The following is a 25,328-nucleotide window of genomic DNA, read 5'->3' as shown; positions in this document are numbered from 1 at the left end:
GTTCGATGGTATTGCACGGCGTGGGTGCGGGCGTCTTCTCGCACGGTGCAAAGATCGGTGCATGGCAACGGCTGCTCAATGGATCGAAGGCGCTCGTCCGCGCACCCTCCCGAACGCGATCGCCCCGGTGCTCGTGGGCACCGGCGCCGCGGCGTCGCTCGGCGGCGCGGTGTGGTGGAAGGCAGTACTGGCACTGGTGGTCTCTCTCGCGTTGATCGTGGGCGTCAACTTCGCCAACGACTACTCGGACGGGATCCGCGGCACCGACGACGAGCGGGTGGGCCCGCTGCGGCTCGTCGGGTCCAAGCTGGTGAAACCGTCGGCGGTGAAGGCTGCGGCCATCGCCTGCTTCGCCGTCGCCGCGGTGGCCGGTCTGGCCCTCGCCGCCACCACCGCGTGGTGGCTCGTGCTGATCGGCGCCCTCTGCATCGTGGGCGCCTGGTTCTACACCGGCGGCAAGAAGCCGTACGGGTACAGCGGGTTCGGCGAGGTCGCCGTCTTCGTGTTCTTCGGTCTCGTCGCCGTGCTGGGCACCCAGTACGTGCAGGCCGAGACGGTGGACTGGGCCGGTCTCGTGTCCGCGATCGCCGTCGGTTCGTTCTCGAGCGCGGTTCTCGTCGCCAACAATCTGCGGGACATTCCCACCGACACCGAGTCCGGCAAGCGCACGCTCGCCGTCCGGCTCGGCGACTCGCGTACCCGAATCCTGCATCTCGTCACGCTGACGGTCCCGTTCGTCGTGACGCTGGTCCTGGTGCTGCGCACCCCCTGGTCGCTCGTCGGACTGCTCGCGCTGCCTCTCGCGGTCCGGGCGAACGCGCCGGTCCGCTCCGGCGGCCTGGGCCTCGCACTGATTCCGGCGCTTCGGGATTCGGGGCTGGCGATGCTGATCTGGGGCGCCGCCACCGCCGTGGCCCTCTCGGTCGCCTGAGCGGCCGCCCGGTCAGTCGCCGTCCGGGAGGACGATGCCGAGGATGAAGTTGACGATCGAGATGATCAGGCCTCCCCACACGGCGGTCCAGAAGCCGTCGACGGTCAGGCCGTAATCGGTCTGGGAGCTCAGCCATGCGGTGAGCAGCAGCATCAGGGCATTGATCACCAGGGTGAACAGGCCGAGCGTCAGGATCAGCAACGGCAGCGACAGCAGCTTCACCAGTGGTTTGACGAAGATGTTGACGACGGTGAACACCGCCGCGATGCCGAGCAGCACCACGATGTCCCATCCGGTTCCGTTGCCCGAACTGGAGATGTCGATGCCCGACACCCAGGCTGCCGCCAGCCAGATCGCGAACGCGTTGATGACGAGGCGTACCAAGAAGGTCATGGGTGCATGCTGGCACACCGTTCGGACAAACGGGAACCGGATAACCCGGGACCGGGAGGGTCAGGCGGCGCGGTCGTCGAGTGCCGCGTGCACGCGACGGCGGAGTTCGCCGACACCGACCTGGACCTCGAGGATCTCCCGCGTCGTGCCGTCGGCCACTCGCAGCACTCCGAGGAAGATGTGCTCGGCGCCGATGTGATCGTCCTTGCGCGCCAGCGCCTCCCGCAGTGACAGTTCGATCGCCTTCTTGGCGTCGCGGGTGAACCCGATGTGCCCCGACTTCCGGCCGAACCACCCGCGCTTCTCCGACGGCTCCTCGGGATCGAGGACGCCCTTGCCGAAGTTCTGCTCGAGGCTCTGCCGCACCGCGTCGAGGTCGATGCCGATCGATTCGAGCGCTTCCGCGTCGGCGTCGCTCAACGCCGTGCCGCGCGTCGCGACGGTCGATCGCGACTTCTCCTCCTCGATGCCGGCGTCGGCGAGGATGCCGTGGACGGGTTCGGTTTTCACGGACAGCAGCGCGAGTACGAGGTGTTCGGGCCCGATCTGGGGCGACTTCAGTGCGCGCGCTTCCTGTTGCGCGCCGATCACCACGGCCCGGGCGTCCGTCGAGAATCGTTCGAACATGCGCCGTTACCTCCCTCTCCGGTTGTGCTTCTGATGGACGGCCTGCCTGCTCACCTCGAGGGAGTCGGCGATCGCCTGCCAGGACCAGCCCTGGGCGCGGGCGTTGGCGACCTGGATGGCCTCGAGCCGTTCGAGGAGACGCCGCAGCGCACGCACGGCCCGCAGCCCCTCGGCGGGGTCGGGGCTGCCCGCGGCTGCGGCGAGCGTGGTTGCTTCGGTCATGCATGTCAATTTAGGTTGACACCGACCGGGTGTCAACCCTCCTTGACAGATCCCGGGGGGCCGTCAGTACGCGGCGACCGCCCCGTCGACAGCGATCTGCAGTTCCTTCTGCACGACGTGGGCGATGTCCATCGGCTTCGCCGGGAGGTCGAACAGCGGTTCCCCGACGAAGACGCTGGCCGACTTCACGTTCTCGGGGTCGGGCCCATGAGCGTCCGGCCCGTAACTGAGGCCGATGGACAGCAGGACGGGTGAGACTCCGCGATCCGCCGCACGTTTCGCGATGTGACCGATGCCGCTGTTGATGTGCTGCAGGCGGGTCGGGTCGCCCTCGTTGCACGTGCCCTCGGGGAAGATTGCCAGGTTGTCACCGCGACACAGTCGTTCGGCGGAGACGTCCATCATGAGCCGGCCCGCGTCGGCGACCGCCCGGAGTCCGTAGTTCTTGCTGCGGAACACCGGGATGCCGCCCATCATGTCGACCTTCTTGTGCAGGTCGGGGTCGACGAACAATTCATCCTTGGCGAGCACCCGGGTGCGTCCGATCGCGCGGCGCAACGGCGTGTTCCATGCCGTGGCCGCAAGCGTGTACTGATCGCTGTGGGTGATGTGATTGGCGGCGACGATCAGCACCCTGCCGGACTTCACCAGCCCCGCCAGCTGCGCCTTCGCGTCGTCCGCGTACACGACCCGCGGCCGGTACTTCGCATACAGCGACGCGTACGCCAGCTTGGCGAGCATTCGATTCTGCTGATGGTCACGGTAGTACGCGTACACCGCTTCGTAGTTCTCGAGAGTTACCTCGGGCTTGTCCATCCTCGTCCCCGCTCCGTCGTCCTATCGCCAGGCTACCAACCTACGGTTGCGTAGCCTACGGTGGAGTAAGTTTTAGGAAAGTGCAGGGAAACTGTGCGAACAGCACGATTTCGGGTACAAAAGACCTGTGATCCGCCCGGCCATTTCCACCGACCTGCCCGTTCTGCAAGACATCGAAATCGCGGCGGGTGCGCCGTTTCGTGACATCGGAATGGACGCCGTCGCCGACGATCCCCCGTTCACACTCGACGAGTTGACCGAATACCTCCAGCTGGAATGCATTTGGGTTGCGGTCGACGCAGACGATGCCCCGGTCGCATACGCACTCGTCGCCGTGGTCGACGGGGCCGCCCACATCGAGCAGGTGTCGGTCCACCCCGGCCACGCCCGCCAAGGGCTCGGCGCCCTGCTCCTCGACGAGATCTCGTCGTGGGCGGCCGTCCGCGGACTGCCCGCCCTCACCCTCACCACGTTCGTCGACGTCCCGTGGAACGCCCCCTACTACGAGCGGCTGGGTTTCCGCCCCTTGCCGGAAGACACCCTGACCCCGGGCCTGTCGCGCATCCGCGCCGACGAGGCCCGGCACGGCCTCGCCGCATGGCCGCGGGTCACGATGTCCCGCCCGGTGACGGCGCCGGTGCGGACCGCCGCGACCGCGCCTCAGCCGGGCTGACCCGGCCACTCCCCCGTCGAAGCGAAGCGGTCGAGCACCGCGGCCGGACCCATGAGGTCGATACCCTCCCCGGCCACCCAGTCGTCGTCGAAGTAGGTGTCCGCGTAGCGTTCGCCGCCGTCGCACAGGATCGTGACCACACTGCCGGACCGTCCGGCCGCGAGCATCTCCGCGACGACGGTGAACGCACCCCACAGGTTCGTGCCCGTGGAGCCGCCGACCCGGCGGCCCAGCACCGAACTGGCGTGCCGAGCGGTCGCGATGGACGCGGCGTCGGGCACCCGCATCATCCGGTCGATGACCTGCCCGACGAACGACGGCTCCACCCGCGGCCTGCCGATGCCCTCGATGCGCGAGGGCATCCCCGTCGCGTAGTCGCAGGAGTTGGTGTCGTAGCCGCCGAAGAACGCCGAGTTCTCCGGATCCACCACGAGCAGACGGGTCGCGTGCCTGCGGTAGCGGATGTACCGGCCCAGCGTCGCGCTGGTGCCGCCGGTGCCGGCGCTCATGACGAGCCACTCCGGCACCGGGTGCTCTTCACGAATCATCTGGTGGTAGATCGACTCGGCGATGTTGTTGTTGCCCCGCCAGTCGGTGGCCCGCTCCGCATGCGTGAACTGGTCCATGAAGTGACCGCCCGTTTCCGCGGCGAGCCGTCGGGCCTCGCTGTAGATCTCCGGCGGCCGGTCGATGAAGTGGCAGCGACCGCCCTGCGCCTCGATGAGGGCGATCTTCGCGCTGCTCGTGCTGCGCGGCATGACGGCCACGAAGTCGAGTCCGAGCATCTTCGCGAAGTACGCCTCGCTGACGGCCGTGGACCCCGAGGACGCCTCGATGACCGTCGTCCCCTCGGTGATCCATCCGTTGCAGATCGCGTAGAGGAACAGCGACCGGGCCAGGCGATGCTTGAGGCTGCCCGTGATGTGGGTCGACTCGTCCTTCAGATAGAGCTGCACACCCCATTCGACGGGCAGCGGGTACCGCAGCAGGTGTGTGTCGGCGCTGCGCTGCGCGTCGGCGTCGATGAGGCGGACGGCGTTGTCCACCCAGTCACGCGGAAAGCTCCGGTCGATGACGACGCAGTCGCCGTCCGTCACCGGGACGTGCCCTCACCGCGGAGCCTGGCACGCAGGTCGGCCTGGTCGGCGCGACGCTGCGCGTCGAACGCGGCGATCCCCTCGTTGACCCGCCGGCGGAGTTTCGCGAACAGCAGCAGCGACAGCGGGAGGGCGATGAGGACCGCGAAGATGGCCGCGACGAGCAGCGGCACGGCGACTCCGACGAGTGCGGCCACCCCGAGGATGATGGCACCGATGACGACGACCAGCAGTAGCCGGGCGATCGAATAGATCGCGACGTCGCGCGCCAGCTGCCCCTTGGTCACCCGCCCGTCCGGCTTCGCCGGTGCGCTCGAATCGGCTGCGACGGGGCGCTCGACCTGGTCTTCTGGCTTCTCGGATGACTCACTCACGCCCCCAGGTTACCCATCGCCGAGGCCACCCCCCACACGTCCGACTTATCCGATTTGTCTATTACCTCCCCTTTACCAACATTAGATCGTTCGAGTACCCGGGGTGCCAGATGTCACGATGACCGAGTTCAGTCGCAACAGCGGCCGGCTTCAGCACAGACCAGTCGAAAGCAGTGGAGGACCGTCGATGAGCGCACCCACCTACAACGGACCCGGATTCAGCGGATCCAACGAAGCCCTCATGACCCCGGGCCAGGTGGCTGCCCTGTTCCATGTCGACCCGAAGACCGTGACGCGATGGGCGCACGCGGGCCGGCTCGGATCGCTGCGCACCCCCGGCGGGCACCGCCGCTTCCGCGAGGCCGAGGTCATGCAGCTGCTCCGCTCCCTCACCACGGAGGCGGGCCGACCCTGACGCTGGGCGGGCCGACCCTGACGCTGGGCGGGCCGACCCTGACGCTGGGCGGGCGGCCGTAGGGCTGACCGCGACCGCACTACCCGGGACGCACTGCGACCGGGTAGATGCCCTCTGCCGCCGACGCGGCTACGCTCAGGGATACCGGCTACCCTCGAGCGGTGTAAGGAGGTGCGCGGTGATCTATCTGTTGGCACTCATCGGGCTCGTGACAGTGGCGGTCCTGCTCTGGAAGGCGTTCGGCCCGAACACCAGGCCGGTGCTCAGCAATCGGGTGCAGGGACCCGACGACGATCCGGATTTCCTCTGGAAGGTGGATCGGGAGACCCGTCGGAAGAAGTCCGACGAACCCGAGGCTGGTCCGGCGGACCCCGCCGGGTGAGCCGAAGCCGGGGTGCCGGTCGATCCGGCACCCTCGGCGTCATTGCCTCAGCGACGATCCTGTAGCGCGAAACTGGACGCCGGGAAGTCCGACGCCACCGCGGCCGCCAGTTCGAGAAGAGCGGTGCGCGTCTTGGGACGCAGCCGCTCGAGTTCGATCTCGGCGCCCTCTTCGAGGTGCGGATCGAACGGAATAAGCCGGACCAGGCGGCACCGCTGCTCGAAGTGCTCGACGACCTTCGGCAGATCCACCTTGCCCGACCGCGGTCGGACCGCGTTCACGACGGCCACCGACCGGGACACCAGTTCGCGGTATCCGTGGGCGTCGAGCCAGTCGAGGGTCGCGGAGGCGCTGCGGGCGCCGTCGACGGAGCCCGAGCTGACCACCACGAGCGCGTCGGCCTCTTCGAGGATGGTCTGCATGGCGGAATGCATCAGTCCGGTGCCGCAGTCGGTGAGGACGATGCTGTAGAACTTCTCGAGCATCGTGACGGTCCGCGAGTAGTCGTCCGCGCTGAACGCCTCCGACACCGCCGGGTCGCTGTCGGACGCGAGCACCTCGAGCCGGTGCCGGCTCTGCGACGTGTAACTGCGGACGTCGCTGTACTTTTCGATGCTCTGCTCGTCGCGCAGCAGGTTGCGCACTGTGGCCGGGGTCTCGAGGGGAATCTTCTGACTGAGCGTGCCCCGGTCGGGGTTGGCGTCGACGGCGATGACGCGGTCGCCGCGCAGTGACGCGAACGTGGAGCCGAGGGTCGCGGTGGTGGTGGTCTTGCCCACTCCGCCCTTGAGGCTCAGCAGCGCGATCTTGTAGCACCCCTGCAGCGGCTGGTTGACCTGCTTGGTCAGCTCGATCCGACGCTGTTCCTTCGCGCTGTTGCCGACGTTGATGTAGCGGCCGGACAGTTGGTACAGCGCGTTGCGCCACCCCGTGGTGGGGGCCGGCTTGACCTGCTTGAGGAGCAGCGACGTCGACAGGTCACGCGCCGACACCGCGTATTGCTGATCGGCATTCGTGTTGTGCGGGCGGGGATGCTGGGGCGCGTGCTGGACCGGCGCCTGCTGCGGCGGCGTGAACGTTCCCTGAGCGGGCGCCTGCTGGGGAGCCGGAGTCTGCTGCGGGGCCGGGGCCTGCTGAGGGGCCGGGGCCTGCTGCGGGACGGGAGCGGTAGCCGGGGCCTGGGTCTGCGGCCGCGCGGGTGCGGCGGAGGGGGCCTGGGCACCGGGCTGCGCGAACGGGTTGGGACCCTGCGGCTGAACGTACGGGGCCTGCCGCGCGGCGTTCCACGCGGCGGCCGATGCGTGGTCGTCCCCGGGCGGATTCGATGCAGGCCGTACCGGCTCCCACATGCCGGCGTTGTTTTCGGACATGGCTGAACATCCCCCTCGTGAAGTCTCCATCGTCTCCACCGAATCACACCGGTCGGAGACGTCGCGGCGGAAGGATATCAGTCGGTGACTACCGTCAGTTGAGGCCCGCGTATGAGTGCAATCCCGACACCACCATGTTGATGATGAACAGGTTGAACAGCATCGCGACGAAGCCCGCCACGTTGATCCATGCGGCCTTGGTGTCGCGCCAGCCCGACGTCGCGCGGGCGTGGAGGTAGGCGGCGTAGATCACCCAGGCGATGAACGACACCGTCTCCTTGGGGTCCCAGCCCCAGAATCGGCCCCAGGCGGCCTCGGCCCAGATGGCGCCGAGGATGACGCCCGCGCCGAACAGCGGGAACCCGATGATGGTGGTCTTGTACGCCAGCCGGTCCAGGGTCTGCGCGTCGGGCAGCCGCTCCGCGATCCGCGCGAACACGCCCGTTCCCTCCTCGCCGCGCGGGTACCGCATGCGCAGCAGGAACAGCAGGCTCGCGATGCCCGACACCAGGAACACACCGGAACCGACGCTCACGATGGTGACGTGGATGGGCAGCCAGTACGACCGCAGTGCGGGCACCACGGGCGCCGCGTCCGCGTACAGCACGGTGGCGGCGAGGAACATCAGGATCAGGACGGGGACGAGCAGGAACACCCACATCGACCGGTACGCCGGCTTCGACAGGAGTGCGAGACCGACGACGAGTGCGGCCGCGCAGGCCATCGTCACGAACTCGTACATGTTGCCGAGCGGGAACCGTGCGGTGGCGAATCCGCGCAGCACGATCGACGCGAAGATCAGCACCGTGCCAACGACCAGCACGGCCGCGCCCATGCCGCCGAAGCGCTCGGCCGTGGGCTTCTTCGGCTGCTCGACCACTCGGCCGGGAACCGACGCCGCATCGGCCGGACGGGCGCCGGAGCCTGCCGACACGAGTTCCCGGTCCTGCACGGCCTGCGCCCGGGTGGACGCGTACTGCACGATGAGCAGCACGAGTGCCAGCACCAGAACGGTGAAGGCTGATCGGAAGGCCCAGTCGCTGTACTGCGCCAGTGTCTCGTTGGTCGTCATCGTTGGCTCTCCTGCGCGTCAGGCTTCGTGTCGTCCGTGAGCAGACGGGTGCAGAGTCGGCCGAACTCGTCGCCCCAGCCGGCCTGATCGGTCCGGGCGAGTCCACCAAGCTCTACTACAGTACGTCGTGGGTCAAGATCGGAAGCGTCCGCGGGGTAGATGCGGGCCCAGACGCGGCGACGCTTGACCAGCAGCGAGACGAGCAATCCGGCCATCATCGTCAGCGCCGACACCAGCACCCACTGCTGCGCCGGGTCGTGCGAGACCTGCAGGTTCACGAAGTCCACGGCACCGTCGAACCGCACCTGGGTGCCGTCGGCCAGCGTCGAACTCTCCCCCGGTTTCAGATTCACCCGGTCCTGCTTCACGAGCCGGCCCTGATTGATCAGTTCGGTGTTCAGCGAGAACAACGACTGCGGATTGCCCGTGTCGAGGCCGGTGTCGCCCTTGTAGATGTCGATGGCCACGGCCGGGTCGTTCATGGCCGGGTAGCTCGACGCCAGCAGATTGCCGTGGAACAGCGCGGTCGGGGCGAACAGTCCCTCGATCGCGATCTGATTCTTCCGGCGCTCGTCGGTCTCGGTGTACATGCCGCCGGGCGGGTCGAACCGCATCGCGCCGCTGCTGAGGAACGTCGTCGCGTCGTCGGGCCGCCACTGCAGCGTCTCCGTACGGGTTTCCCCGTTCGGGAACGTCACGGTGAACGTCGGCGCGTACCCGTGCCCCTGCAGGTAGACGCGGTCACCCTCGACGCGCAGCGGGTGGTTGACCTGCAACTGTCCGTCCCGCCACGTGTTCGTCTCGAGGTCGTCGCCGGCCTGGTAGGCGATGTTGGATGTGAACATCTCGGCCTGACCGCTGTCGAGGTAGTCGGCCGCGAAGTCCTTGACCTTGACGCACAGCGGCGTCATGCCGGTGCCGTCCTGCGTGTTGCCCGCCTTGAACGAGTCGAAGACCGCGGGCGACGTGGTGCAGAAGCCGGGGCCGTTGTTGGCGACCACGATGACGTTGCCCTCGTAGCCGAACAGCTTGCCGACGGCGATCGCGACGAGCAGCGCCACGAGCGACAGGTGGAAGACCAGGTTGCCGAGCTCGCGGAAGTAGCCCTTCTCCGCGGAGATGGTGATCTCGCCGTCGTGCGCGGCGCGCTCCCCTCCCGCGCGGGTCTCGATCCGCCACCCTTTCAGGTGGGTGCGGATGCGGGCGGCGAGTTCCTCCGGCGTCTCGTCGACCCGGTCCTCGTGGTGGTGCGGAAGTCGCGCGAGGTTCCGCGGGGCAGGCACCGGACGGGTGCGCAGCGCCTTGGCGTGGTCGACGCAGCGCGGCAGGATGCAGCCGACGAGCGAGATGAAGAGCAGGACGTAGATCGCGGTGAACCAGAAGCTGCCGAACACGTCGAACAGCTCGAGCTTGTCCATCCACGGACCGAGGGTCGGCCGGTTCGAGATGTACTCGTCGACCTTGCCCGCGTTGAGGCTGCGCTGCGGGAGCAGCGCGCCGGGAATGGCCGCGAGGGCCAGCAGGAACAGCAGCACCAGCGCCGTGCGCATGGACGTGAGGCCACGCCAGGTGTTGCGGACGACCGCGAACGCGCGGCCGGGCAGCGATTGACGGGGCACCGGTGTGGCTTCCGGGGCCTCGGGGGTCTGGGTGTCGCTCATATCGGCAGAGTCACTTCCGAGATAAAGGCGTCGCGAACCCAGCCGACGAACTGGTCCCACGCGCCGGTGACGAGGGCAATGCCCACGGCCACCAGCATGATTCCGCCGAAGATTTGAATGGTCCGCGCGTTCCGGCGCAGCCAGCCGACACCGCGCAGCGCGCGGGACGAGCCGAGCGCCAGGATCACGAACGGCAGCCCGAGGCCGAGGCAGTACGCGACGATCAGGGCCACTCCGCGGGCGGCGGTGGCACCGTCGGTGCCTGCGGCCAGGGAGATGACACCCGCCAGGGTGGGGCCGAGGCACGGGGTCCAGCCCAGCGCGAACACGGCACCGAGCAGCGGGGCCCCGGCCAGACTGGAGATACGGCGCGGCTCGAGCCTCGTGTCGCGCTGCAGGGCCGGGATCAGGCCGATGAACACCAGGCCCATGGCGATGGTGACCACCCCGCCGACCCGCATCAGGATGTCGCGGTTGATCGCGAGCGCCGAGATGGCGCCGAACACGGACGCGGTGGCCAGCACGAACACCACGGTGAAACCGGCGACGAACAGGGCCGCGGCGCCCGCGACCCGCAGCCGACCGTCGGCGACCGTCTTCGTGCGGGTGGCCGCCTCCTCCGCGGTCACGGCCGGGGCGTCCGCGCCGACCACACCCGCGAGGTAGGACAGGTATCCGGGCACGAGGGGCACGACGCACGGCGACGCGAACGACACCAGACCTGCGAGGACGCACGCACCGAGCGCGAGCAGCAGCGGTCCGGATGCCGCGGTGGACTGGAAGGCGTCGCCGACGCCGCCGGCGAGAAGGGTAGTGCTGGTGCTCACGATTCCTGCGCCACCCGTTCGACCACCGGCTTGAGGTCCTCGGCGAGCAGTTCCTTCAGGAACACCGCGGCCACGCGGTGGTCCCGGTCGAGCACGATCGTGGTGGGGATGACGCTCGTGGGGTAGTTCTGCCCCAGCGCGATCATCGTCCGCATGGCGGGGTCGTAGATCGACGAATACGACACCTTGTTGTCGATCACGAAGTCCTGCGCCTTGTCCTGCTGGTTGTCCCGCACGTTGATCCCGAGGAACGACACTCCCTGATCCTTGGTCTCCTCGTACACCTGCTCGAGGTCGTTGGCCTCACCCCGGCACGGGCCGCACCACTGCCCCCACACGTTGAGTACCACGACCTGCCCCTCGAAATCGTCGAGCGAGGTGGTCTTGCCCTCGGTCATCAGGTCGGGTCCGGACACCGTGCCGATGGTGCCGCGGTCGGCGGGCGGGTCGTAGAAGATCTCGGTCTGCCCGCCCGGCGACACGAAGTCGAATGTGCCGCCCTGGGCCACGGCGTCGTCGCCGGACGCACACGCCGACAGCCACACCGCGGCCGTACAGATCACCGCGAGAAGCCCGGCGAAGCGCCCCCGACTCATGCCCCGGTCACCCTCGGATCCGACGCGCCCGCGGGCTCCGAGTACACGATGTCGATGAGGGTATCGCCCTCGTAGACGAGGGAGGTCAGCGACGCGAGACCGCACTGACGGTGCCGCGGGTCGTGCCACAGCCGCTCCCCCTGCAGGAATCGGCGGAGGGTCCAGACGGGGAGTTGGTGGCTGACGACGACGGCCTCGTGGCCCACCGCCGACACGCGGGCGCTGTTGACGGCGGCCAGCATGCGGTGCGCGATCTGCAGGTACGGCTCGCCCCACGACGGTGTGAACGGGTCGCGCAGTTTCCACCAGTGCCGGGGACGGGACAGCGCGCCGTCGCCGACGGACACCTTGAGGCCCTCGAATTCGTTGCCTGCCTCGATGAGGTTCTCGTCGGTCGCGATCTCGACGCCGTGCGCGTCGGCGATCGGAACCGCCGTCTCCTGCGCCCGCTGCAGCGGCGAGGACACCACGTGGGTGATGTCGTGCTTGGCCAGCACCGACGCCACCGCGCGGGCCTGCGCCTCACCCGTCACCGACAGCCGGAACCCGGGGAGCCTGCCGTAGAGGATTCCTCGCGGGTTGTGCACCTCGCCGTGCCGGAGCACGTGCACGATGGTGCGGGTCTGTGTGTGGTCGGGATGATCGGCTTCGGTCACGTTGCGATTCCTCGGGTCGGGACGGGAGGGCGGGTGGGTGCCGGCGGCAAGGCTGCCGGCCGCGAGGGGGGAGGACACGTCAGGGCTGGACGGCCGCGGCGGCGGCCTTCGCGGCGTGCGGCAGGGCGTCGGCGATGATCGAGAAGGCTCTGTCGTCCATGGCGGCGGAGACGAACCACGCCTCGAACGCGCTCGGCGGCGGGTACACACCGCGTGCGAGAAGCCCGTGGAAGAACGCCGGGAAGCGCCAGGTCTGGGCGGCCTTGGCCTCGGCGTAGTTGGTCACCGGGTCCTCGCTGAAGAACACGCTGAGCATCGTGCCTGCGGTCTGCACCCGGTGCGGCACGCTCTCGGCGGTCAGCGCGTCGGACAGCAGGGTCCGCAGGGTGGCGCTGTTGCGCTCGAGTGCGTCGTACACGCCCTGGTCCGCGGCGCGCAGGCTGGCGAGCCCGGCGGCGACGGCGACAGGGTTCCCGGACAGGGTGCCCGCCTGGTAAACGGGTCCGGCCGGGGCGAGATGGGCCATGACGTCGGCGCGGCCACCGAATGCGGCGGCGGGCAGACCGCCGCTCATCACCTTGCCGAACGTGTAGAGGTCACCGGCGACGCCGTCGAGCCCGAACCAGCCGGCGGAGCTGACGCGGAATCCGGTCATCACCTCGTCCATGATGAGCAGGGCGCCGTTGTCGCTGGTCAGCTTCCGCAGGCCCTCGTTGAATCCGGGCTGCGGCGCCACTGCGCCCATGTTGCCGGCGGCGGCCTCGGTGATGACGCACGCGATCTGGCCCTCGTTCGCGGCGAAGGCCTCGGCGACGGCGTCGAGGTCGTTGTAGGGAACGACGATGGTGTCCTCGGCCTGCGCGCCCGTCACGCCGGGCGATGTCGGAAGGCCGAAGGTGGCGAGCCCCGAGCCGGCGTCGGCCAGCAGCGCGTCGACGTGTCCGTGGTAGCAGCCGGAGAACTTGAGGACCTTGGTTCGGCCGGTGAATCCGCGGGCCAGGCGGACGGCGCTCATGGTGGCTTCGGTGCCGGAGTTGACCAGGCGCACCTTCTCCACCGGCGCAACCCGGCCGACGATCTCCTCGGCCAGTTCGATCTCACCCTCGGTGGGCGCGCCGAACGACAGGCCGGTGGCGGCCGCCTTCTGCACTGCCTCGACGACGGCGGGGTGCGCGTGCCCGAGGATCATCGGTCCCCAGGAGCAGATGAGGTCGACGTAGTCGTTGCCGTCGACGTCGGTGAGCGTGTAACCGGACGCTTCCTTGATGAACCGCGGGGTGCCGCCGACCGAGTGGAAGGCTCGCACCGGGGAGTTGACGCCGCCGGGAATGACCAGATCAGCCCTCTCGAAGAGCTGGGCGGAGCGGGATGCGTGCACGTCGGGGTCACCGGAGGAAACAGTCACGGCCTCCAGTGTCCCAGTTCTGTCGAATTTGCCAACGACAGGGTGTAGTGGGTGGCCAGGATCACTCTGCCCGATCCGTCGCGCCGGGTGGTTCCGGGACGAGCGAGGCGAACATCGCCCGCATCTCCTCGGACAGTTTCAGCAGTTCCACGTATCCGCCGAGCGGGCCGCCCTCGAGGTACGCGAACTCCATCCCGGCGCCCTCGAACCGGCCCCGCTGCACCACCGGCAGTCCCCGACGTCCGGCTTCGGCGAGGGTGGCCTCGAAGTCGTCGGGGACCCAGGCCACGTGATGGACGCCGGGACCGGTGGTCTCCAGCTGTTCCGTGTAGAGGTTGCGTCCCGACACCGGCTGGATCAGTTCGAGCTGCTGTCCGCCGGCGTATCCGAGGGACACGTGGACCACGTAGTCGGCGGGCTGCCCGCGGTACGTGCAGTGCTCGGGTCCGAAGTGCACGTCCGGGAGCCGCAACCATCGCGCGACGCCGAGCTGCTCGGTGAAGTGCCGCTCGGCAGCCTCGATGTCGTCGACGACCCAGCAGATCTGGAAGATCGGGCCGGCGACGAGGCTCATGCCATCTTCCCGTTGTCCACCGAGTACACGGCTCCGTGGATGGCGGACGCGTCGTCGGATGCGAGGAAGGCCACCGTCTTCGCCACGTCCTCGGGTTCCATCAGCCCTCTCGGGGAGGCCGACTTCAGGACGAGCTCGAAATCGACGCCGTCGGGGAACGCGAAATTCGTGACCTGCGGTGTCATCATCCCGCCCGGGCAGACGGCGTTGATCCGCAGCGGTGTGCCGGTGAACTCGAGTGCCATCGCGCGGGTGAGACCCACCAGTCCGTGCTTGGCGGCGCAGTAGCCGGCCGAGTACGCCTGCCCCTGCAGTCCGGCGACGGATGCGACGTTGACGATGTTGCCTCCGCGGTCGAGCAGATGCGGCAGCGCTGCCCGCGACAGGTAGAACGGCCCGTTCAGGTTCACGGCGAGATCGTGTGCCCAGTCCTCGTCCGTGACGTCCGCGGTGTGCCGGAGGGTGTGCGAACCGGCAACGTTGATCAGGACGTCGAGACCGCCCAGCCCGGCGACGCAGGCTGCCACGGCCGCGCTGCACGCTTCCGGCGACGCCACGTCCGCCGGTGCACAGCGCCCCGCGGCCTCCGGCCCGGCGATCTCGATCATGGCCTGCCGCAGCGCATCCCCGTCCCGTGCGACCCCGAAGACGAGGGCTCCCCGGTCGGTGAGGAGCCGGGCCACGGCGTGCCCGAGCCCCGAGGAGGCCCCGGTGACGAGAGCGACTTTCCCTGCGAACGTTCCCCGATCCGTGTCATTCATCTGTCGATGATGCACTGCGTGCCGATCGGAGGTTCACAGATTGCCGCGCGCCGCCTGCTCACGCTCGATGGATTCGAACAGGGCCTGAAAGTTGCCCGCCCCGAATCCGAGCGAACCGTGCCGTTCGATCAGCTCGAAGAACACGGTCGGCCGGTCGCCGAGCGGCTTGGTGAAGATCTGCAGGAGGTATCCGTCCTCGTCGCGGTCGACGAGGATTCCGCGCTTCTGCAGTTCCTCCACCGGCACCCGGACCCTCCCGATCCGGGCACGCAACCGCGGGTCCTCGTAGTACGCGTCGGGTGTGTTCAGGAATTCGACGCCCTCGGCCCGCAGCGCGTCCACCGTCGCGAGGATGTCCCCGGTCGCGAGGGCCAGATGCTGGCAGCCCGGCTCACCGTAGAACTCGAGATATTCGTCGATCTGCGACTTCTTCTTTCCCACCGCGGGTTCGTTGAGCGGGAACTTCACCCGGTGGTTGCCGTTCGCCACGACCTTCGACATCAGCGCCGAGTACTCCGTGGCGATGTCGTCGCCGACGAATTCGGCCATGTTCGTGAATCCCATGACGCGGTTGTAGAACCGGACCCAGTGATCCATCCGGCCCATCTCGACGTTGCCGACGGCATGGTCGAGCGCCTGGAACAACCGCGGGGGTTTACCCGGTCGCGCCGCGAAACCGCTGGAGCGCGCGACGAATCCGGGGAGGTAGGGGCCGTCGTACCGGCTGCGGTCGACGATGGTGTGCCGGGTGCTGCCGTACGTGGCGATCGCCGCGAGCCGCACGGTGCCGAACTGATCCGTGACGTCGCGCGGCTCCTCGAGAATGGTGGCCCCCTGCGAGCGGGCGTGCGCGATGCAGCGGTCGACGTCGAGCACTTCCATCGCCAGGTCCACGACGCCGTCGCCGTGCGCCCGGTGATGGTCCGCGAGCGGGCTCTTCGGATCGACGGCGCCGTGCAGCACGAACCGTGCCGACCCCGACTCGAGGACGAAGGACTTGTGCGAGCGCTGACCGGTCTCCGGCCCGGCGTAGGCGACGAGGGTCATGCCCCAGGTGGAGACGAAGTACTGCATGCTCTGCGTCGCGTTGCCGCACGCGAATACCACGGCATCCATCGCGACCACGGGAAACGGATCCGACGCGTCGTCGTGTTCGACGAGCCCGACCAATTGCCGGAGCTCGTCGGTCTCCAGATGTGCGGCCACCTCGCGGGGCGTCAGGCGAATGTCGGCGGTAGTCATATCTCACTGTGATCCAGCACACATCACTGCGCAACGGTGCCTCTTGACGCTGTTCAATCTGTACAGAATGCTGGACGAAAAGACGGTTGGACCCTACATATTGACCAGGGACGCCATGAGTATCGATCAACTCGACGCCACACTGCTCGACCTGCTCCACGCCGAGCCGAAGGTCGGGGTGCTCGAGGCGTCGAGACGCCTGGGAGTGGCGCGTGGCACCGTTCAGGCGCGTCTCGACCGGCTCGAACGCACCGGCGTGATCACCAGTTCGGCACCGACCCTCGACCCGGAGGCACTGGGGTTTCCGGTGGTCGCGTTCGCCACCCTGGAGATCGCCCAGGGCAACGGGCACGCCGCGGTCGTCGAGCATCTGACCGCCATCCCCGAAGTTCTCGAAGCGCACACGATTACCGGAGCCGGCGACGTCCTGGTCCGCGTGGTGGCGCGCACCCACGCCGACCTGCAGCGGGTGATCAACTCGATCGTGGACGGGCACAACGTTCTTCGCTCGTCGACCGTCATCGCGACGCAGACCCAGATCGCCCTGCGTCACGAGCAACTCGTCCGCGCGGCGGTCCCTCCGCCCACGGTCAGCGGTCCTCGGGACTCAGCTCGTCCAACAGTGAATTGAGCACGGAGCAGGCGTCGTCGAACCGGTCGTGGCCGACGATGCCGCCCCAGTGGTGCTCGATCTCGGCGACCCGTACGGCGGCGTCCTGCAGCGCCTGCCGTCCCCGCGCGGTCGGGACGACCAGTTTCGCCCGCCTGTCCCGCGTGTCCGGAACCCGCTCGACGTACCCGAGGTCCTCGAGATCGTTGATCAGTTCGGACGCGGCGGACAGACTCAGTTCGGCCCGGGAGGCGATCTCCGTCAACCGCCGGCCCTCCCAACCGATGTTGCCGAAGATCTGCAGATGCGGCGGGCGGATGTCGCCGTAACCGCGTTCTGCCATGGGCTCGCTCAACTCCCGGCGGAACTCGTGCAGCAAACGAACCAGCAACTGCCCCACCGCAGGGCGATCGGACGGCAGACCTCTTGACCGTTCCATGACACAGGAGAATACTACGGTTACCGAAGTTTCGGTTTCCGAAGCATTACTCGACACAGCACCTGGGGCATCCCATGGACACACAATCGATCACCCGGACCGTCCCGACGAGCGTCGGGAACCTCGCCGTCCACGTCACCGGCAGCGGACCGCCGACCGTGCTCTGGCACAGCCTTTTCGTCGACTCGACGACGTGGGCACCCCTGCGCAGCCATCTGGTCGGATACCGGCAAGTGATCTCGATCGACGGACCCGGCCACGGAGCGAGCACCGCCGTACCGCGCCGGTTCACGATGGAGGAGTGCGCGGAGGCGGCGATCACCGTCCACGACGTACTCGGCGTCGCCGAGCCCGCCGACTGGGTGGGAAACGCCTGGGGTGGACACGTCGGACTCGTCGCGGCCGCCGACACTCCCGACCTGTGCCGCACCGTGGTCACCATCGGGACACCGACCCAAGCCCTCACCCGCAGGGAACGCGCCAGGATCGTGCCGATGGTGTGGGCCTACCGCATCGCCGGGCCGATTCCACCGCTCACGAATGCGGTGATGAACGTCCTTCTCGGCACCGAGCTTTCACGAACGCACCCGCAACAGTTCCAGGCCGTCTCCCGGACCTTCCGGCAGGCACCACGCCGCGGCATGCACCAGGCGATGCAGTCGATCATGCTGCACCGCAAGGGCCTCGGCCCTCTCCTCCCCCGGATCGGAGCGCCGACGCTGATGGTCGTCCCCCGCGCAGACACGATGATCTCCCTCGAGCAGGCACGGGCCGCCGCGGCGACGATGCCGCACGCCGCAGCCACCACGGTGGACGGCGCCGGCCACATCACACCATTGATCGCCGACCCGGCCGCACTCGCCGACCTGATCACCGCCTTCTGGCGCGACCCCGTGGGATATCTCGCGATGATCAGCACCTCGGCCTGACTCGGCTGGTCCACGCATGACGAGCGGCCACCCGAACCCGGACCCCGTCGGTCCGGGACAGGAATCGGTGTGGGATTACCCGCGGCCACCCGTGGTCGAGCAGAGCGGCGAGTTGGTGGAGGTGCGGTTCGGCGGCCAACTCGTCGCACGCACACGCACCCCGCTGCGTCTGCTCGAGACGAGCCACCCGCCGACGTACTACCTGCCGCGCACGTGCTTCGCCGAGGGGGTCCTGCGTCCGGTTGCCGGGAGCACAGTGTGCGAGTGGAAGGGGCGCGCGGATTATTTCGACGTCATCGCGGGCGGACACGTCGCCGAGCGTGCGGCGTGGCACTATCCGCGGCCGGTCGCGGGGTACGAATCTCTCGTCGGGCACGTGGCGGTCATGCCGGGATCGATGGACGGCTGTTTCGTCGACGGCGAGCGGGTTCGGCCCCAGACTGGGGGTTTCTACGGCGGGTGGATCACCGATCAGGTGGTCGGCCCGTTCAAGGGCGGGCCCGGGAGTCGCTTCTGGTGAACGCCTCACCCACTGCCGTGGGACTCGTCCGTCTCCCACGGCGGCAGGTCGTCGACGATCAGGGCGACGAGCCACGGCAGGGGCAGCGACACACCGATGATCGCCACGGCCACCCACGGGTTACCGGACAGACCGTAGACCACCGCGGACAGCACGAACGCGAGAATCCTGAACGACGCCACGATCACGTACTTGCGCACCCGCACCCGATGCTGTTGTTCGAGTGACACCGATGCCGTGGTGATACTGATCGGGTGGCGGGCGGTGCCACTCGGTGCGGACGTCCACCGGAAGGTCGGGCCCGTGACGAGGGACCGTAGTGCGTGGGAAATGCTCACCACACCGGAATACCCAGAGCATTGCCGCATGCAACGCCCATCACCGGTGTTACGGCCGGCCGGAGGAAGGCTTCGGCACCTTCGGTGTCCCCTGATCGCCGGACCTGTTCCTCGACCGACATCACGCGCCTCGGAGCGACCGCTACTGTCGAGTCATGGCCACCACAGCTGACCACCTGAGAAGCACCCTCGACGGACGCTGGCGGGAGGTACGCGAGCGCGTCAGGGCGGAATTGTCCGGATCCCCCGACTTCGCACCGCACTACACCCCCGACCTCGACGAGGCCCGCGCCAAGACGCTGGCGCAGTTGCGTCTGCTCGCGAGCAACGGCTACGCCGCCGACGGATTCGCGAAAGACCACGGCGGCACCGGTGACGCCGGCGCCGCAGTCACAAGCATCGAGATGCTCGCGATGTCGGACCTGTCCCTGATGGTCAAGGCGGGCGTGCAGTGGGGACTGTTCGGCGGCGCGATCGAGAACCTCGGTACCGCGCGCCATCACGAGGCGTACGTGAAGCGTCTCGTCGACCTGGATCTGCTGGGGTGTTTCGCTATGACCGAGACGGGTCACGGCAGCGACGTGCAGGCCCTCGAGACCACCGCGACGTACGACGCGGACGCGGGCGAATTCGTCATCCACTCCCCCACACCGTCCTCGCGCAAGGACTACATCGGCGGGGCGGCGCAGCACGCGACGATGGCGGCCGTGTTCGCGCAGTTGATCACGGGCGGCGAGTCGCAGGGCGTGCATTGCTTCGTGGTGCCGATCCGGGACGAGGACGGCAACGATCTCCCCGGCGTCCACACGTCGGACTGTGGGTACAAGGGTGGACTTCCCGGCGTCGACAACGGCCGAATCACGTTCGACCAGGTCCGAATTCCGCGGGAGAACCTGCTCAACAAATACGCAGACGTGGAACCCGACGGCACGTACACCTCGCCGATCGACAACGCGAACCGCCGATTCTTCACGATGGTGGGCACTCTCGTGCGGGGACGCGTCACGGTGGGCGGGTCCGCCGGCGCCGCCGGCCGCGTCGCATTGTCGATCGCCACCCGATATGCGTTGCAGCGCAGGCAGTTCAATGCCCCGCAGGCCGAGGACGAGGTGCTGCTCATGGACTACCTCGTCCACCAGCGCAGGCTGTTCCCGTTGATCGCACGCTCCTACGCTCTGCAGTTCGCGCAGAACGAGCTCGTCGCCAAGATGCACGAGATCCAGAGCAGTACCGACGCCGACCCCCAGGAACAGCGTGAACTCGAGGGCCGCGCCGCCGGGCTCAAGGTTGCGAACACCTGGCACGCCACCCGTGCGATCCAGGAGGCCCGTGAAGCGTGCGGCGGCGCCGGGTACATGGCCGAGAACCGTCTCACGGCGCTCAAGGCCGACACCGATGTGTTCACCACGTTCGAGGGCGACAACCACGTCCTGACGCAGCTCGTGGCCAAGGAACTGCTCACGTCCTACGCGGACGAGGTGCGCGGCATGAGCCCCGTCGAATGGATGCGCTTCGCGGCCACCACGGTTTCCGACGTCGTCAAGAAGCGCACCGCCGCGCAGCAGATCATCCAGACGATCCTCGACACGCGGCAGGACAACGAAGAGGACGGCAGCCTCTTCAACCGCGGCACGCAGCTGACGATGTTCGAGGACCGCGAGCAGTACCTGCTCGCGACCGCCGCCCGTCGCCTCCAGGCTGCGCAGAAGCGCGAGGAGAACCCGTTCGACGCCTTCAATTTCGTGCAGGATCACGTGCTGCACGCCGCGCAGGCGCACATCGACCGGGTGGTGCTCGAGGCGTTCGTCGCCGGCATCGACGAATGCGAGGACGACGACGCCCGCGACCTGCTGAGCGATGTCTGCGACCTCTACGCGCTGAGCGTCATCGAGGAAGACAAGGCGTGGTTCATGGAGCACCGGCAGCTGTCGGTGGAGCGGTCGAAGGCGGTGCAGCGGGGAATCAACGAGCGCTGCCGGTCGCTGCGGCCGCACGCCCAGACGTTGATCGAGGGTCTCGGGGTTCCCGAGGCGCTACTCGGCTCCGCGATGCTCGACGGTCCCGGGACCGACACCGTCCGCAAGACCCAGATCTTCCGATGACGAGGACGGCTCGGCGGGTTCGCCCGCCGGGCCGGACCGGAGCCGGCGCACCGAATCGATCACCAGCAACCCCGCGACCGTCAGCAGTCCGGCGGCGACGGCGATCCACGACCCCGAGTACGCGGTTCCCTCGAAGGAGGGTGCACCCGGCGCCACGGGACCGAACTCCGATGTGACCTGGGCATGGTTCCAGCACCACACTGCGGCGACGACACCGGCCACGGCACCGATCCACTCCGCTGTCACCACCGCGGTCCGGCGGTTCATTCCGCCGACCCGCCCGCCGACTTCGCGAGCAGCGATTCGAGCTGCGCGCGCAATGCCTCGTCGTCCTTCGCCCACGCCTGCACCAGGGCGCCGCCCCGCAGTCGCAGTCCGATGCCCGTCCGCCGGCGGGGAACCGCGGACAGCTCCCCCAGACTCCGGGCGGTTTCCCACGGCTGCTGCTCGTACGACTCCGGGTCGGCGGGGGGCATGATCTTCACGATCTCGGTGATCGGCACGTCTTCGGTGCCCTGCCGCAACGACGACGTCGTGAGTTCGACGCTGGCATGCCTACGGGCGGCCACCACCTGCACGTAGACGAAACCGCTGAGCAACACTGCGAACAACGACAGCGCGAACCAGTGCACCACCGGGCCGGTCAGTAGTTCGATGATCAGCGCGATCAGGCAGAAGACCGGGCCGAACGCCACCATCCGCCAGCGGGCGCCGGGCTCACTGAACAGGACGGCTGGTTCGCTCACACGCTCATCCTGCGACATCGTGGCGCGCGAGGAAAACGTGGGGCACGTCAGGAGAGGGCGCCCGGGATCACGACGAGCAACAGAGTCAGCAGCACGAAGGCCACGATGATGGCGAACATCAGTGCTTCTTTGCGAGACCCGTGTGCTCGATCGTCAGCGCGCATGGAGAAAAGTCCTTCGGTCGAAATGAAGTCTGCGGTCTGCCCTTGTGACGTACTTCACGGTACATCTTTATATTTCACGAGCAAATCGAAGCTACTCGTCGGAGGGGGGCAACCTCAAAAAGTAGCTGTTGGAATCCTTGCGGTGCATCAGCACGACGGCTCCGACGGCCACCACGGCCTGGAGGATCTGCACGCCGCCGAGAGCGAGCGCGGTGCCGCTTCCGTCGGATCCGATGCCGAAGAGCACCGGGACGGTCCACACCACCATCATCACGCACGCGATGGTGAGCAGCATCCTGGCCCAGTTCCGGCCCCTGCGCATGAAGTGCACGAACAGGAGGAACAGCCCGGTGAGGATCAGGATGAGGACGACCGTGAACCCGATACCCACGTAGAACAGTTTCTCCACGCTGTCGCGGCTCATGTCGACCTCGCCGGATGTGACGCTGGGGTTGTTCATCAGTTCGTCGACGAACGTCGACTTCTCCCCCACCACCAGAACCATCGCGGCCAGCGCCTGGATCAGCCCGAGCCCGGCCACCGCCCACAGCAACTGGGCTGCCGTGCCCACGTCGACCGGTGCCGGACGTTCGGGCTTCGGCTGCGGCACCGGCGGGGGGTACGGGAAATCGTGCGGAGACGGGCTCTGCTGATGCGGAGCCTGGTGCGGCGGTGTCGGTGGCCACTGCTGGGTCATGGCACTACCGTATCCGCCGACGAGACGATCACAACCAGCCGGCCGCTTCGGTCGCCCAGTACGTCAGCACGACGTCCGCGCCTGCGCGGCGGATACTGGTCAGCGATTCGAGGATCGCGGCGTCCCGGTCGATCCAGCCGTTCTGCGCGGCGGCCGTGATCATCGAGTACTCGCCCGAGATCTGATACGCCGCAACGGGGACGGGAGAGCGGTCCGCCGTCTCGCGCAGGACGTCCAGGTAGGACATCGCCGGCTTCACCATCACCATGTCGGCGCCCTCGTCGATGTCGAGGTCCACCTCCCGCAGCGATTCCCGGCGATTGGCCGAATCCTGTTGGTACGTGCGGCGATCACCCTGCAACGAGGACCCGACGGCCTCCCGGAACGGGCCGTAGAACGCCGACGCGTACTTAGCCGAGTACGCGAGCTGACCGACGTCGGTGTAGCCCGCGTCGTCGAGGGCCTTGCGGATGGCGGCGACCTGGCCGTCCATCATTCCGCTCGGACCGAGCAGGTGCGCGCCGGCCTCGGCCTGCGCGACCGCCATGTCGACGTACCGCTGCAGCGTGAGGTCGTTGTCGACCGCACCGCTCTCGTCGAGAACTCCGCAATGACCGTGGTCGGTGAACTCGTCCAGGCAGGTGTCCGCCATGATCACCGTCGCATCGCCGACTTCGCCTGCGAGCCAGCGCAATCCGCGGTTCAGGATGCCGTCCGGGTCGGACGCGCCGGACCCCTCGGCATCCTTGTCGTCGGGACGGGGCACCCCGAAGAGCATGAGTCCACCGAGTCCCGCCTCGACCGCTTCCGTCGCCGCCCGACGCAGCGAGTCGGGTGTGTGCTGGAAGACGCCGGGCATCGACGAGATCTCACGAGGCTCGTCGATACCGTCCGCGACGAACATCGGCAACACGAGATGCCGTGGCTCGAGCGAAGTCTCGGCGACGAGACGACGCAGCGCCGGTGTCCGGCGGAGGCGTCGCGGTCGGTGGGTCGGGAACAAGGACATGCCCTCCTTCGTCGGGCCCGTGCGCCTTTTTGGTAGTGGGAACAACCAAAAAGGCGCACGGGCGCGTAGCGCCTATCGCCGAGCGCGGGACTTCTTGCGCGGCGGGGGCAGTGCGCCCTCGGCACGCAGACGCGCGGCGTGCTCGGCGAGAGCTTCCACCAGCGGGCCGACCTGAGCGGTCTCCGGCTGCACGTCCACGCGCAGGCCGAATTCGATGGCCGTCTCGGCGGTCTTCGGACCGATGCAGGCGACGAGGGTGCGCGCGTGCGGCTTTCCGGCGATGCCGACGAGGTTGCGGACGGTCGAGGACGAGGTGAAGCAGACGGCGTCGAACCCACCGGTCTTGATCATCTCGCGGGTCTCGGCCGGCGGCGGCGCGGCCCGGACGGTGCGGTAGGCGGTGACGTCGTCGATTTCCCAGCCACGTTCGCGCAGGCCCTCGGCCAGCGTCTCGGTGGCGATGTCGGCGCGGGGCAGCAGAACCCGATTGACCGGGTCGAACACGTCGTCGTACGGGGCGAATTCGGCCAGCAGGCCTTCGCTCGACTGCTCACCGGAGGGCACGAGTTCGGGGTTGATTCCGAACGAGCGCACCTTGGCGGCCGTGGCCTCACCGATGCAGGCGATCTTGACGCCGGAGAACGCGCGGGCGTCGAGCCCGAACTCCTCGAACTTCTCCCACACCGCACGCACCGCGTTGGTGGACGTGAAGACCACCCACTGGTACCGGCCGTCGACGAGGCCCTTCACGGAGCGCTCCATCTGCGCCGGGCTGCGGGGCGGCTCGACGGCGATGGTGGGCACCTCGATCGGGATGGCGCCGTGCGTGACGAGGCGGTCGCTCATTTCGCCTGCCTGATCCTTGGTGCGCGGCACCAGGACCTTCCAGCCGTACAGTGCGCGCGACTCCCACCAGGACATCTTGTTGCGCTGGGCGACGACCTTGCCGACCGTCACGACCAGCGAACCGACCAGTTCGGAACCGGCCTCGTTCAGCGTCGCGAGGGTGGCCTCCACGGTGCGCTGCTGCCGGGTGGTGCCGCGAACCGTGATGGCGGCCGGGGTCTGCGGAGCCAGGCCGTGCTCGACGAGGGCGCTCGCCGTCTCGGCGAGGTGACCCGACGTGGCATGCAGGACCAGCGGTCCGGGTGCGGCGGCCAGGGCAGCCCAGTCGACCTCGCCGCGGACGTCGGCCTCGGTGTGTCCCGACCCCAGTGCCATACCGGCGTAGGACGGGACGGCGGACGCGGACGGCAGGCCCGGCAGGACCTCGAACTGCACCTGGGTACGGGCGACGGCGGTGACCTCGGCGATCACGGAGTCGGTGGTCAGCGGGTCGCCGGACACCAGACGCACGACGTCGTGGCCGTTCCTCGCCTCGTGGACGAGGGTCTTCGCGACCTCCGCCGGCTCACCCAGAGCGGGACGGACCTCGGCGAGCGGCTCACCGGTCTCGGCGTCGACGCCCAGGTCGGTGCCCACCAGGACCGTGACGCCCTTGTCGACGTCGGGGTCGGTGAAGGCGAGGGTCGCTGCGGCAAGGACGTCCCGTGCGTGCACGGTGAGCAGTGCCGGATCGCCCGGTCCGGATCCCACGAACAGGATTCGTCCGGGGGTGTTCTTACGGACTCGGCTCATCGGTAATTCTCCAGTGCGATCATGTGTCGAGATGGGTACAGG

General features: G+C 68.3%; 31 protein-coding genes. 8 read left to right on the top strand and 23 right to left on the bottom strand.

Annotated features, from left to right (window positions below):
- The first annotated feature begins 61 nt into the window (after window positions 1-61).
- A complete protein-coding gene (locus ACNJ7E_RS29490) occupies window positions 62-931 on the top strand; it encodes a 1,4-dihydroxy-2-naphthoate polyprenyltransferase (RefSeq protein ID WP_280779903.1) in 870 nt (289 codons plus the stop codon).
- 12 nt (window positions 932-943) lie between these two features.
- Here the strand turns inward: ACNJ7E_RS29490 and ACNJ7E_RS29485 are convergent, their stop codons facing one another.
- From ACNJ7E_RS29485 to ACNJ7E_RS29470, 4 genes are all read right to left on the bottom strand, one after another.
- The gene (locus ACNJ7E_RS29485; RefSeq protein WP_009474702.1) at window positions 944-1,324 is read right to left on the bottom strand and encodes a phage holin family protein; all 381 of its coding nucleotides are present in this window, start codon (window positions 1,322-1,324) and stop codon (window positions 944-946) included.
- A 60-nt stretch (window positions 1,325-1,384) separates the two neighbouring features.
- Window positions 1,385-1,951: a Clp protease N-terminal domain-containing protein gene (locus ACNJ7E_RS29480; protein ID WP_005252029.1), complete on the bottom strand. Its 567-nt coding sequence runs from the start codon at window positions 1,949-1,951 to the stop codon at window positions 1,385-1,387.
- 6 nt (window positions 1,952-1,957) lie between these two features.
- Window positions 1,958-2,173, bottom strand: a complete 216-nt coding sequence (locus tag ACNJ7E_RS29475; protein ID WP_005258323.1) for a hypothetical protein — start codon at window positions 2,171-2,173, stop codon at window positions 1,958-1,960.
- A 63-nt stretch (window positions 2,174-2,236) separates the two neighbouring features.
- A complete protein-coding gene (locus ACNJ7E_RS29470) occupies window positions 2,237-2,989 on the bottom strand; it encodes a lysophospholipid acyltransferase family protein (RefSeq protein WP_280779902.1) in 753 nt (250 codons plus the stop codon).
- A 127-nt stretch (window positions 2,990-3,116) separates the two neighbouring features.
- Here ACNJ7E_RS29470 and ACNJ7E_RS29465 point away from each other — a divergent pair, with 127 nt between their 5' ends.
- Entirely contained in the window at window positions 3,117-3,662 is a 546-nt protein-coding gene (locus ACNJ7E_RS29465) for a GNAT family N-acetyltransferase (RefSeq protein WP_105415944.1), read from the top strand.
- On the opposite strand, the gene cds1 is transcribed toward ACNJ7E_RS29465, so the two are convergent.
- Both cds1 and ACNJ7E_RS29455 read right to left on the bottom strand, forming a co-directional pair.
- The gene (cds1, locus tag ACNJ7E_RS29460; RefSeq protein WP_280779901.1) at window positions 3,650-4,759 is read right to left on the bottom strand and encodes an L-cysteine desulfhydrase Cds1; all 1,110 of its coding nucleotides are present in this window, start codon (window positions 4,757-4,759) and stop codon (window positions 3,650-3,652) included. The two genes, ACNJ7E_RS29465 and cds1, sit on opposite strands and share 13 nt — an antisense overlap.
- A complete protein-coding gene (locus ACNJ7E_RS29455) occupies window positions 4,756-5,133 on the bottom strand; it encodes a DUF4229 domain-containing protein (RefSeq protein ID WP_009474707.1) in 378 nt (125 codons plus the stop codon). The genes cds1 and ACNJ7E_RS29455 overlap by 4 nt, the downstream gene beginning before the upstream one ends.
- A gap of 187 nt (window positions 5,134-5,320) precedes the next feature.
- On the opposite strand from ACNJ7E_RS29455, the gene ACNJ7E_RS29450 reads away from it, so the two are divergent.
- Complete coding sequence (locus ACNJ7E_RS29450) at window positions 5,321-5,548, top strand: BldC family transcriptional regulator (protein ID WP_005252019.1); 228 nt, start codon at window positions 5,321-5,323, stop codon at window positions 5,546-5,548.
- Between the two features lie 178 nt (window positions 5,549-5,726).
- A complete protein-coding gene (locus ACNJ7E_RS29445) occupies window positions 5,727-5,930 on the top strand; it encodes a hypothetical protein (RefSeq protein WP_009474708.1) in 204 nt (67 codons plus the stop codon).
- A 47-nt stretch (window positions 5,931-5,977) separates the two neighbouring features.
- Here the strand turns inward: ACNJ7E_RS29445 and ACNJ7E_RS29440 are convergent, their stop codons facing one another.
- From ACNJ7E_RS29440 to hppD, 10 genes are all read right to left on the bottom strand, one after another.
- A complete protein-coding gene (locus ACNJ7E_RS29440) occupies window positions 5,978-7,300 on the bottom strand; it encodes a MinD/ParA family ATP-binding protein (protein WP_418341623.1) in 1,323 nt (440 codons plus the stop codon).
- Between the two features lie 94 nt (window positions 7,301-7,394).
- Window positions 7,395-8,372: a c-type cytochrome biogenesis protein CcsB gene (ccsB, locus tag ACNJ7E_RS29435; protein WP_418341622.1), complete on the bottom strand. Its 978-nt coding sequence runs from the start codon at window positions 8,370-8,372 to the stop codon at window positions 7,395-7,397.
- The gene (gene resB, locus ACNJ7E_RS29430) at window positions 8,369-10,033 is read right to left on the bottom strand and encodes a cytochrome c biogenesis protein ResB (RefSeq protein WP_418341621.1); all 1,665 of its coding nucleotides are present in this window, start codon (window positions 10,031-10,033) and stop codon (window positions 8,369-8,371) included. The genes ccsB and resB overlap by 4 nt, the downstream gene beginning before the upstream one ends.
- Entirely contained in the window at window positions 10,030-10,860 is an 831-nt protein-coding gene (locus tag ACNJ7E_RS29425; RefSeq protein WP_037233399.1) for a cytochrome c biogenesis CcdA family protein, read from the bottom strand. Before ACNJ7E_RS29425 ends, resB begins: the two co-directional genes overlap by 4 nt.
- Complete coding sequence (locus ACNJ7E_RS29420) at window positions 10,857-11,456, bottom strand: TlpA disulfide reductase family protein (RefSeq protein WP_280779897.1); 600 nt, start codon at window positions 11,454-11,456, stop codon at window positions 10,857-10,859. The genes ACNJ7E_RS29425 and ACNJ7E_RS29420 overlap by 4 nt, the downstream gene beginning before the upstream one ends.
- The gene (locus ACNJ7E_RS29415) at window positions 11,453-12,112 is read right to left on the bottom strand and encodes a histidine phosphatase family protein (RefSeq protein ID WP_005566498.1); all 660 of its coding nucleotides are present in this window, start codon (window positions 12,110-12,112) and stop codon (window positions 11,453-11,455) included. Before ACNJ7E_RS29415 ends, ACNJ7E_RS29420 begins: the two co-directional genes overlap by 4 nt.
- 79 nt (window positions 12,113-12,191) lie before the next feature.
- On the bottom strand, window positions 12,192-13,517 hold the full coding sequence (gene hemL / locus ACNJ7E_RS29410; protein ID WP_280779896.1) for a glutamate-1-semialdehyde 2,1-aminomutase: 1,326 nt from the start codon (window positions 13,515-13,517) through the stop codon (window positions 12,192-12,194).
- A 61-nt stretch (window positions 13,518-13,578) separates the two neighbouring features.
- Window positions 13,579-14,091, bottom strand: coding sequence for a VOC family protein (locus ACNJ7E_RS29405; RefSeq protein ID WP_280779895.1), 513 nt, complete (start codon window positions 14,089-14,091; stop codon window positions 13,579-13,581).
- A complete protein-coding gene (locus ACNJ7E_RS29400; protein ID WP_280779894.1) occupies window positions 14,088-14,852 on the bottom strand; it encodes an SDR family NAD(P)-dependent oxidoreductase in 765 nt (254 codons plus the stop codon). The genes ACNJ7E_RS29405 and ACNJ7E_RS29400 overlap by 4 nt, the downstream gene beginning before the upstream one ends.
- 33 nt (window positions 14,853-14,885) lie before the next feature.
- Window positions 14,886-16,094: a 4-hydroxyphenylpyruvate dioxygenase gene (gene hppD / locus ACNJ7E_RS29395; RefSeq protein WP_280779893.1), complete on the bottom strand. Its 1,209-nt coding sequence runs from the start codon at window positions 16,092-16,094 to the stop codon at window positions 14,886-14,888.
- A 115-nt stretch (window positions 16,095-16,209) separates the two neighbouring features.
- Here hppD and ACNJ7E_RS29390 point away from each other — a divergent pair, with 115 nt between their 5' ends.
- Entirely contained in the window at window positions 16,210-16,725 is a 516-nt protein-coding gene (locus ACNJ7E_RS29390; RefSeq protein WP_283331021.1) for an Lrp/AsnC family transcriptional regulator, read from the top strand.
- Here the strand turns inward: ACNJ7E_RS29390 and ACNJ7E_RS29385 are convergent.
- Window positions 16,685-17,143: a MarR family winged helix-turn-helix transcriptional regulator gene (locus ACNJ7E_RS29385; RefSeq protein WP_280779891.1), complete on the bottom strand. Its 459-nt coding sequence runs from the start codon at window positions 17,141-17,143 to the stop codon at window positions 16,685-16,687. The genes ACNJ7E_RS29390 and ACNJ7E_RS29385 overlap by 41 nt on opposite strands.
- A 74-nt stretch (window positions 17,144-17,217) precedes the next feature.
- On the opposite strand from ACNJ7E_RS29385, the gene ACNJ7E_RS29380 reads away from it, so the two are divergent.
- Window positions 17,218-18,072, top strand: a complete 855-nt coding sequence (locus ACNJ7E_RS29380; protein ID WP_418341620.1) for an alpha/beta fold hydrolase — start codon at window positions 17,218-17,220, stop codon at window positions 18,070-18,072.
- A gap of 16 nt (window positions 18,073-18,088) precedes the next feature.
- Complete coding sequence (locus ACNJ7E_RS29375; protein ID WP_418341619.1) at window positions 18,089-18,592, top strand: DUF427 domain-containing protein; 504 nt, start codon at window positions 18,089-18,091, stop codon at window positions 18,590-18,592.
- A gap of 5 nt (window positions 18,593-18,597) precedes the next feature.
- Here the strand turns inward: ACNJ7E_RS29375 and ACNJ7E_RS29370 are convergent, their stop codons facing one another.
- Complete coding sequence (locus ACNJ7E_RS29370; protein WP_283331018.1) at window positions 18,598-18,930, bottom strand: DUF3099 domain-containing protein; 333 nt, start codon at window positions 18,928-18,930, stop codon at window positions 18,598-18,600.
- Window positions 18,931-19,085: 155 nt separating this feature from the next.
- On the opposite strand from ACNJ7E_RS29370, the gene ACNJ7E_RS29365 reads away from it, so the two are divergent.
- Window positions 19,086-21,032, top strand: a complete 1,947-nt coding sequence (locus tag ACNJ7E_RS29365; protein ID WP_280779887.1) for an acyl-CoA dehydrogenase family protein — start codon at window positions 19,086-19,088, stop codon at window positions 21,030-21,032.
- Here the strand turns inward: ACNJ7E_RS29365 and ACNJ7E_RS29360 are convergent.
- The 5 genes from ACNJ7E_RS29360 to ACNJ7E_RS29340 all read right to left on the bottom strand — a co-directional run bounded on the left by ACNJ7E_RS29360 (window position 20,964) and on the right by ACNJ7E_RS29340 (window position 25,286).
- Window positions 20,964-21,299 carry a hypothetical protein gene (locus ACNJ7E_RS29360; RefSeq protein WP_105415976.1) on the bottom strand — a complete coding sequence of 112 codons (336 nt, stop codon included), beginning with the start codon at window positions 21,297-21,299 and terminating at the stop codon, window positions 20,964-20,966. The genes ACNJ7E_RS29365 and ACNJ7E_RS29360 overlap by 69 nt on opposite strands.
- Window positions 21,296-21,778, bottom strand: a complete 483-nt coding sequence (locus tag ACNJ7E_RS29355; RefSeq protein WP_271213146.1) for a hypothetical protein — start codon at window positions 21,776-21,778, stop codon at window positions 21,296-21,298. Before ACNJ7E_RS29355 ends, ACNJ7E_RS29360 begins: the two co-directional genes overlap by 4 nt.
- Window positions 21,779-22,033: 255 nt before the next feature.
- A complete protein-coding gene (locus tag ACNJ7E_RS29350; RefSeq protein ID WP_418341618.1) occupies window positions 22,034-22,639 on the bottom strand; it encodes a hypothetical protein in 606 nt (201 codons plus the stop codon).
- Between the two features lie 28 nt (window positions 22,640-22,667).
- Window positions 22,668-23,642 carry a porphobilinogen synthase gene (gene hemB, locus ACNJ7E_RS29345; protein ID WP_280780021.1) on the bottom strand — a complete coding sequence of 325 codons (975 nt, stop codon included), beginning with the start codon at window positions 23,640-23,642 and terminating at the stop codon, window positions 22,668-22,670.
- 78 nt (window positions 23,643-23,720) lie between these two features.
- Window positions 23,721-25,286 (bottom strand): bifunctional uroporphyrinogen-III C-methyltransferase/uroporphyrinogen-III synthase, encoded by a 1,566-nt coding sequence (locus ACNJ7E_RS29340; RefSeq protein ID WP_005251986.1) that lies wholly within the window; start codon window positions 25,284-25,286, stop codon window positions 23,721-23,723.
- Window positions 25,287-25,328: the final 42 nt, after the last annotated feature.

The organism is Rhodococcus mengyinensis (assembly GCF_048381435.1).
Classification (GTDB): Bacteria; Actinomycetota; Actinomycetes; order Mycobacteriales; family Mycobacteriaceae; genus Rhodococcus_F; species Rhodococcus_F opacus_D.
The sequence above is the reverse complement of the archived record's forward strand: the minus strand, read 5'-3'. Positions and strand labels throughout refer to the sequence as shown.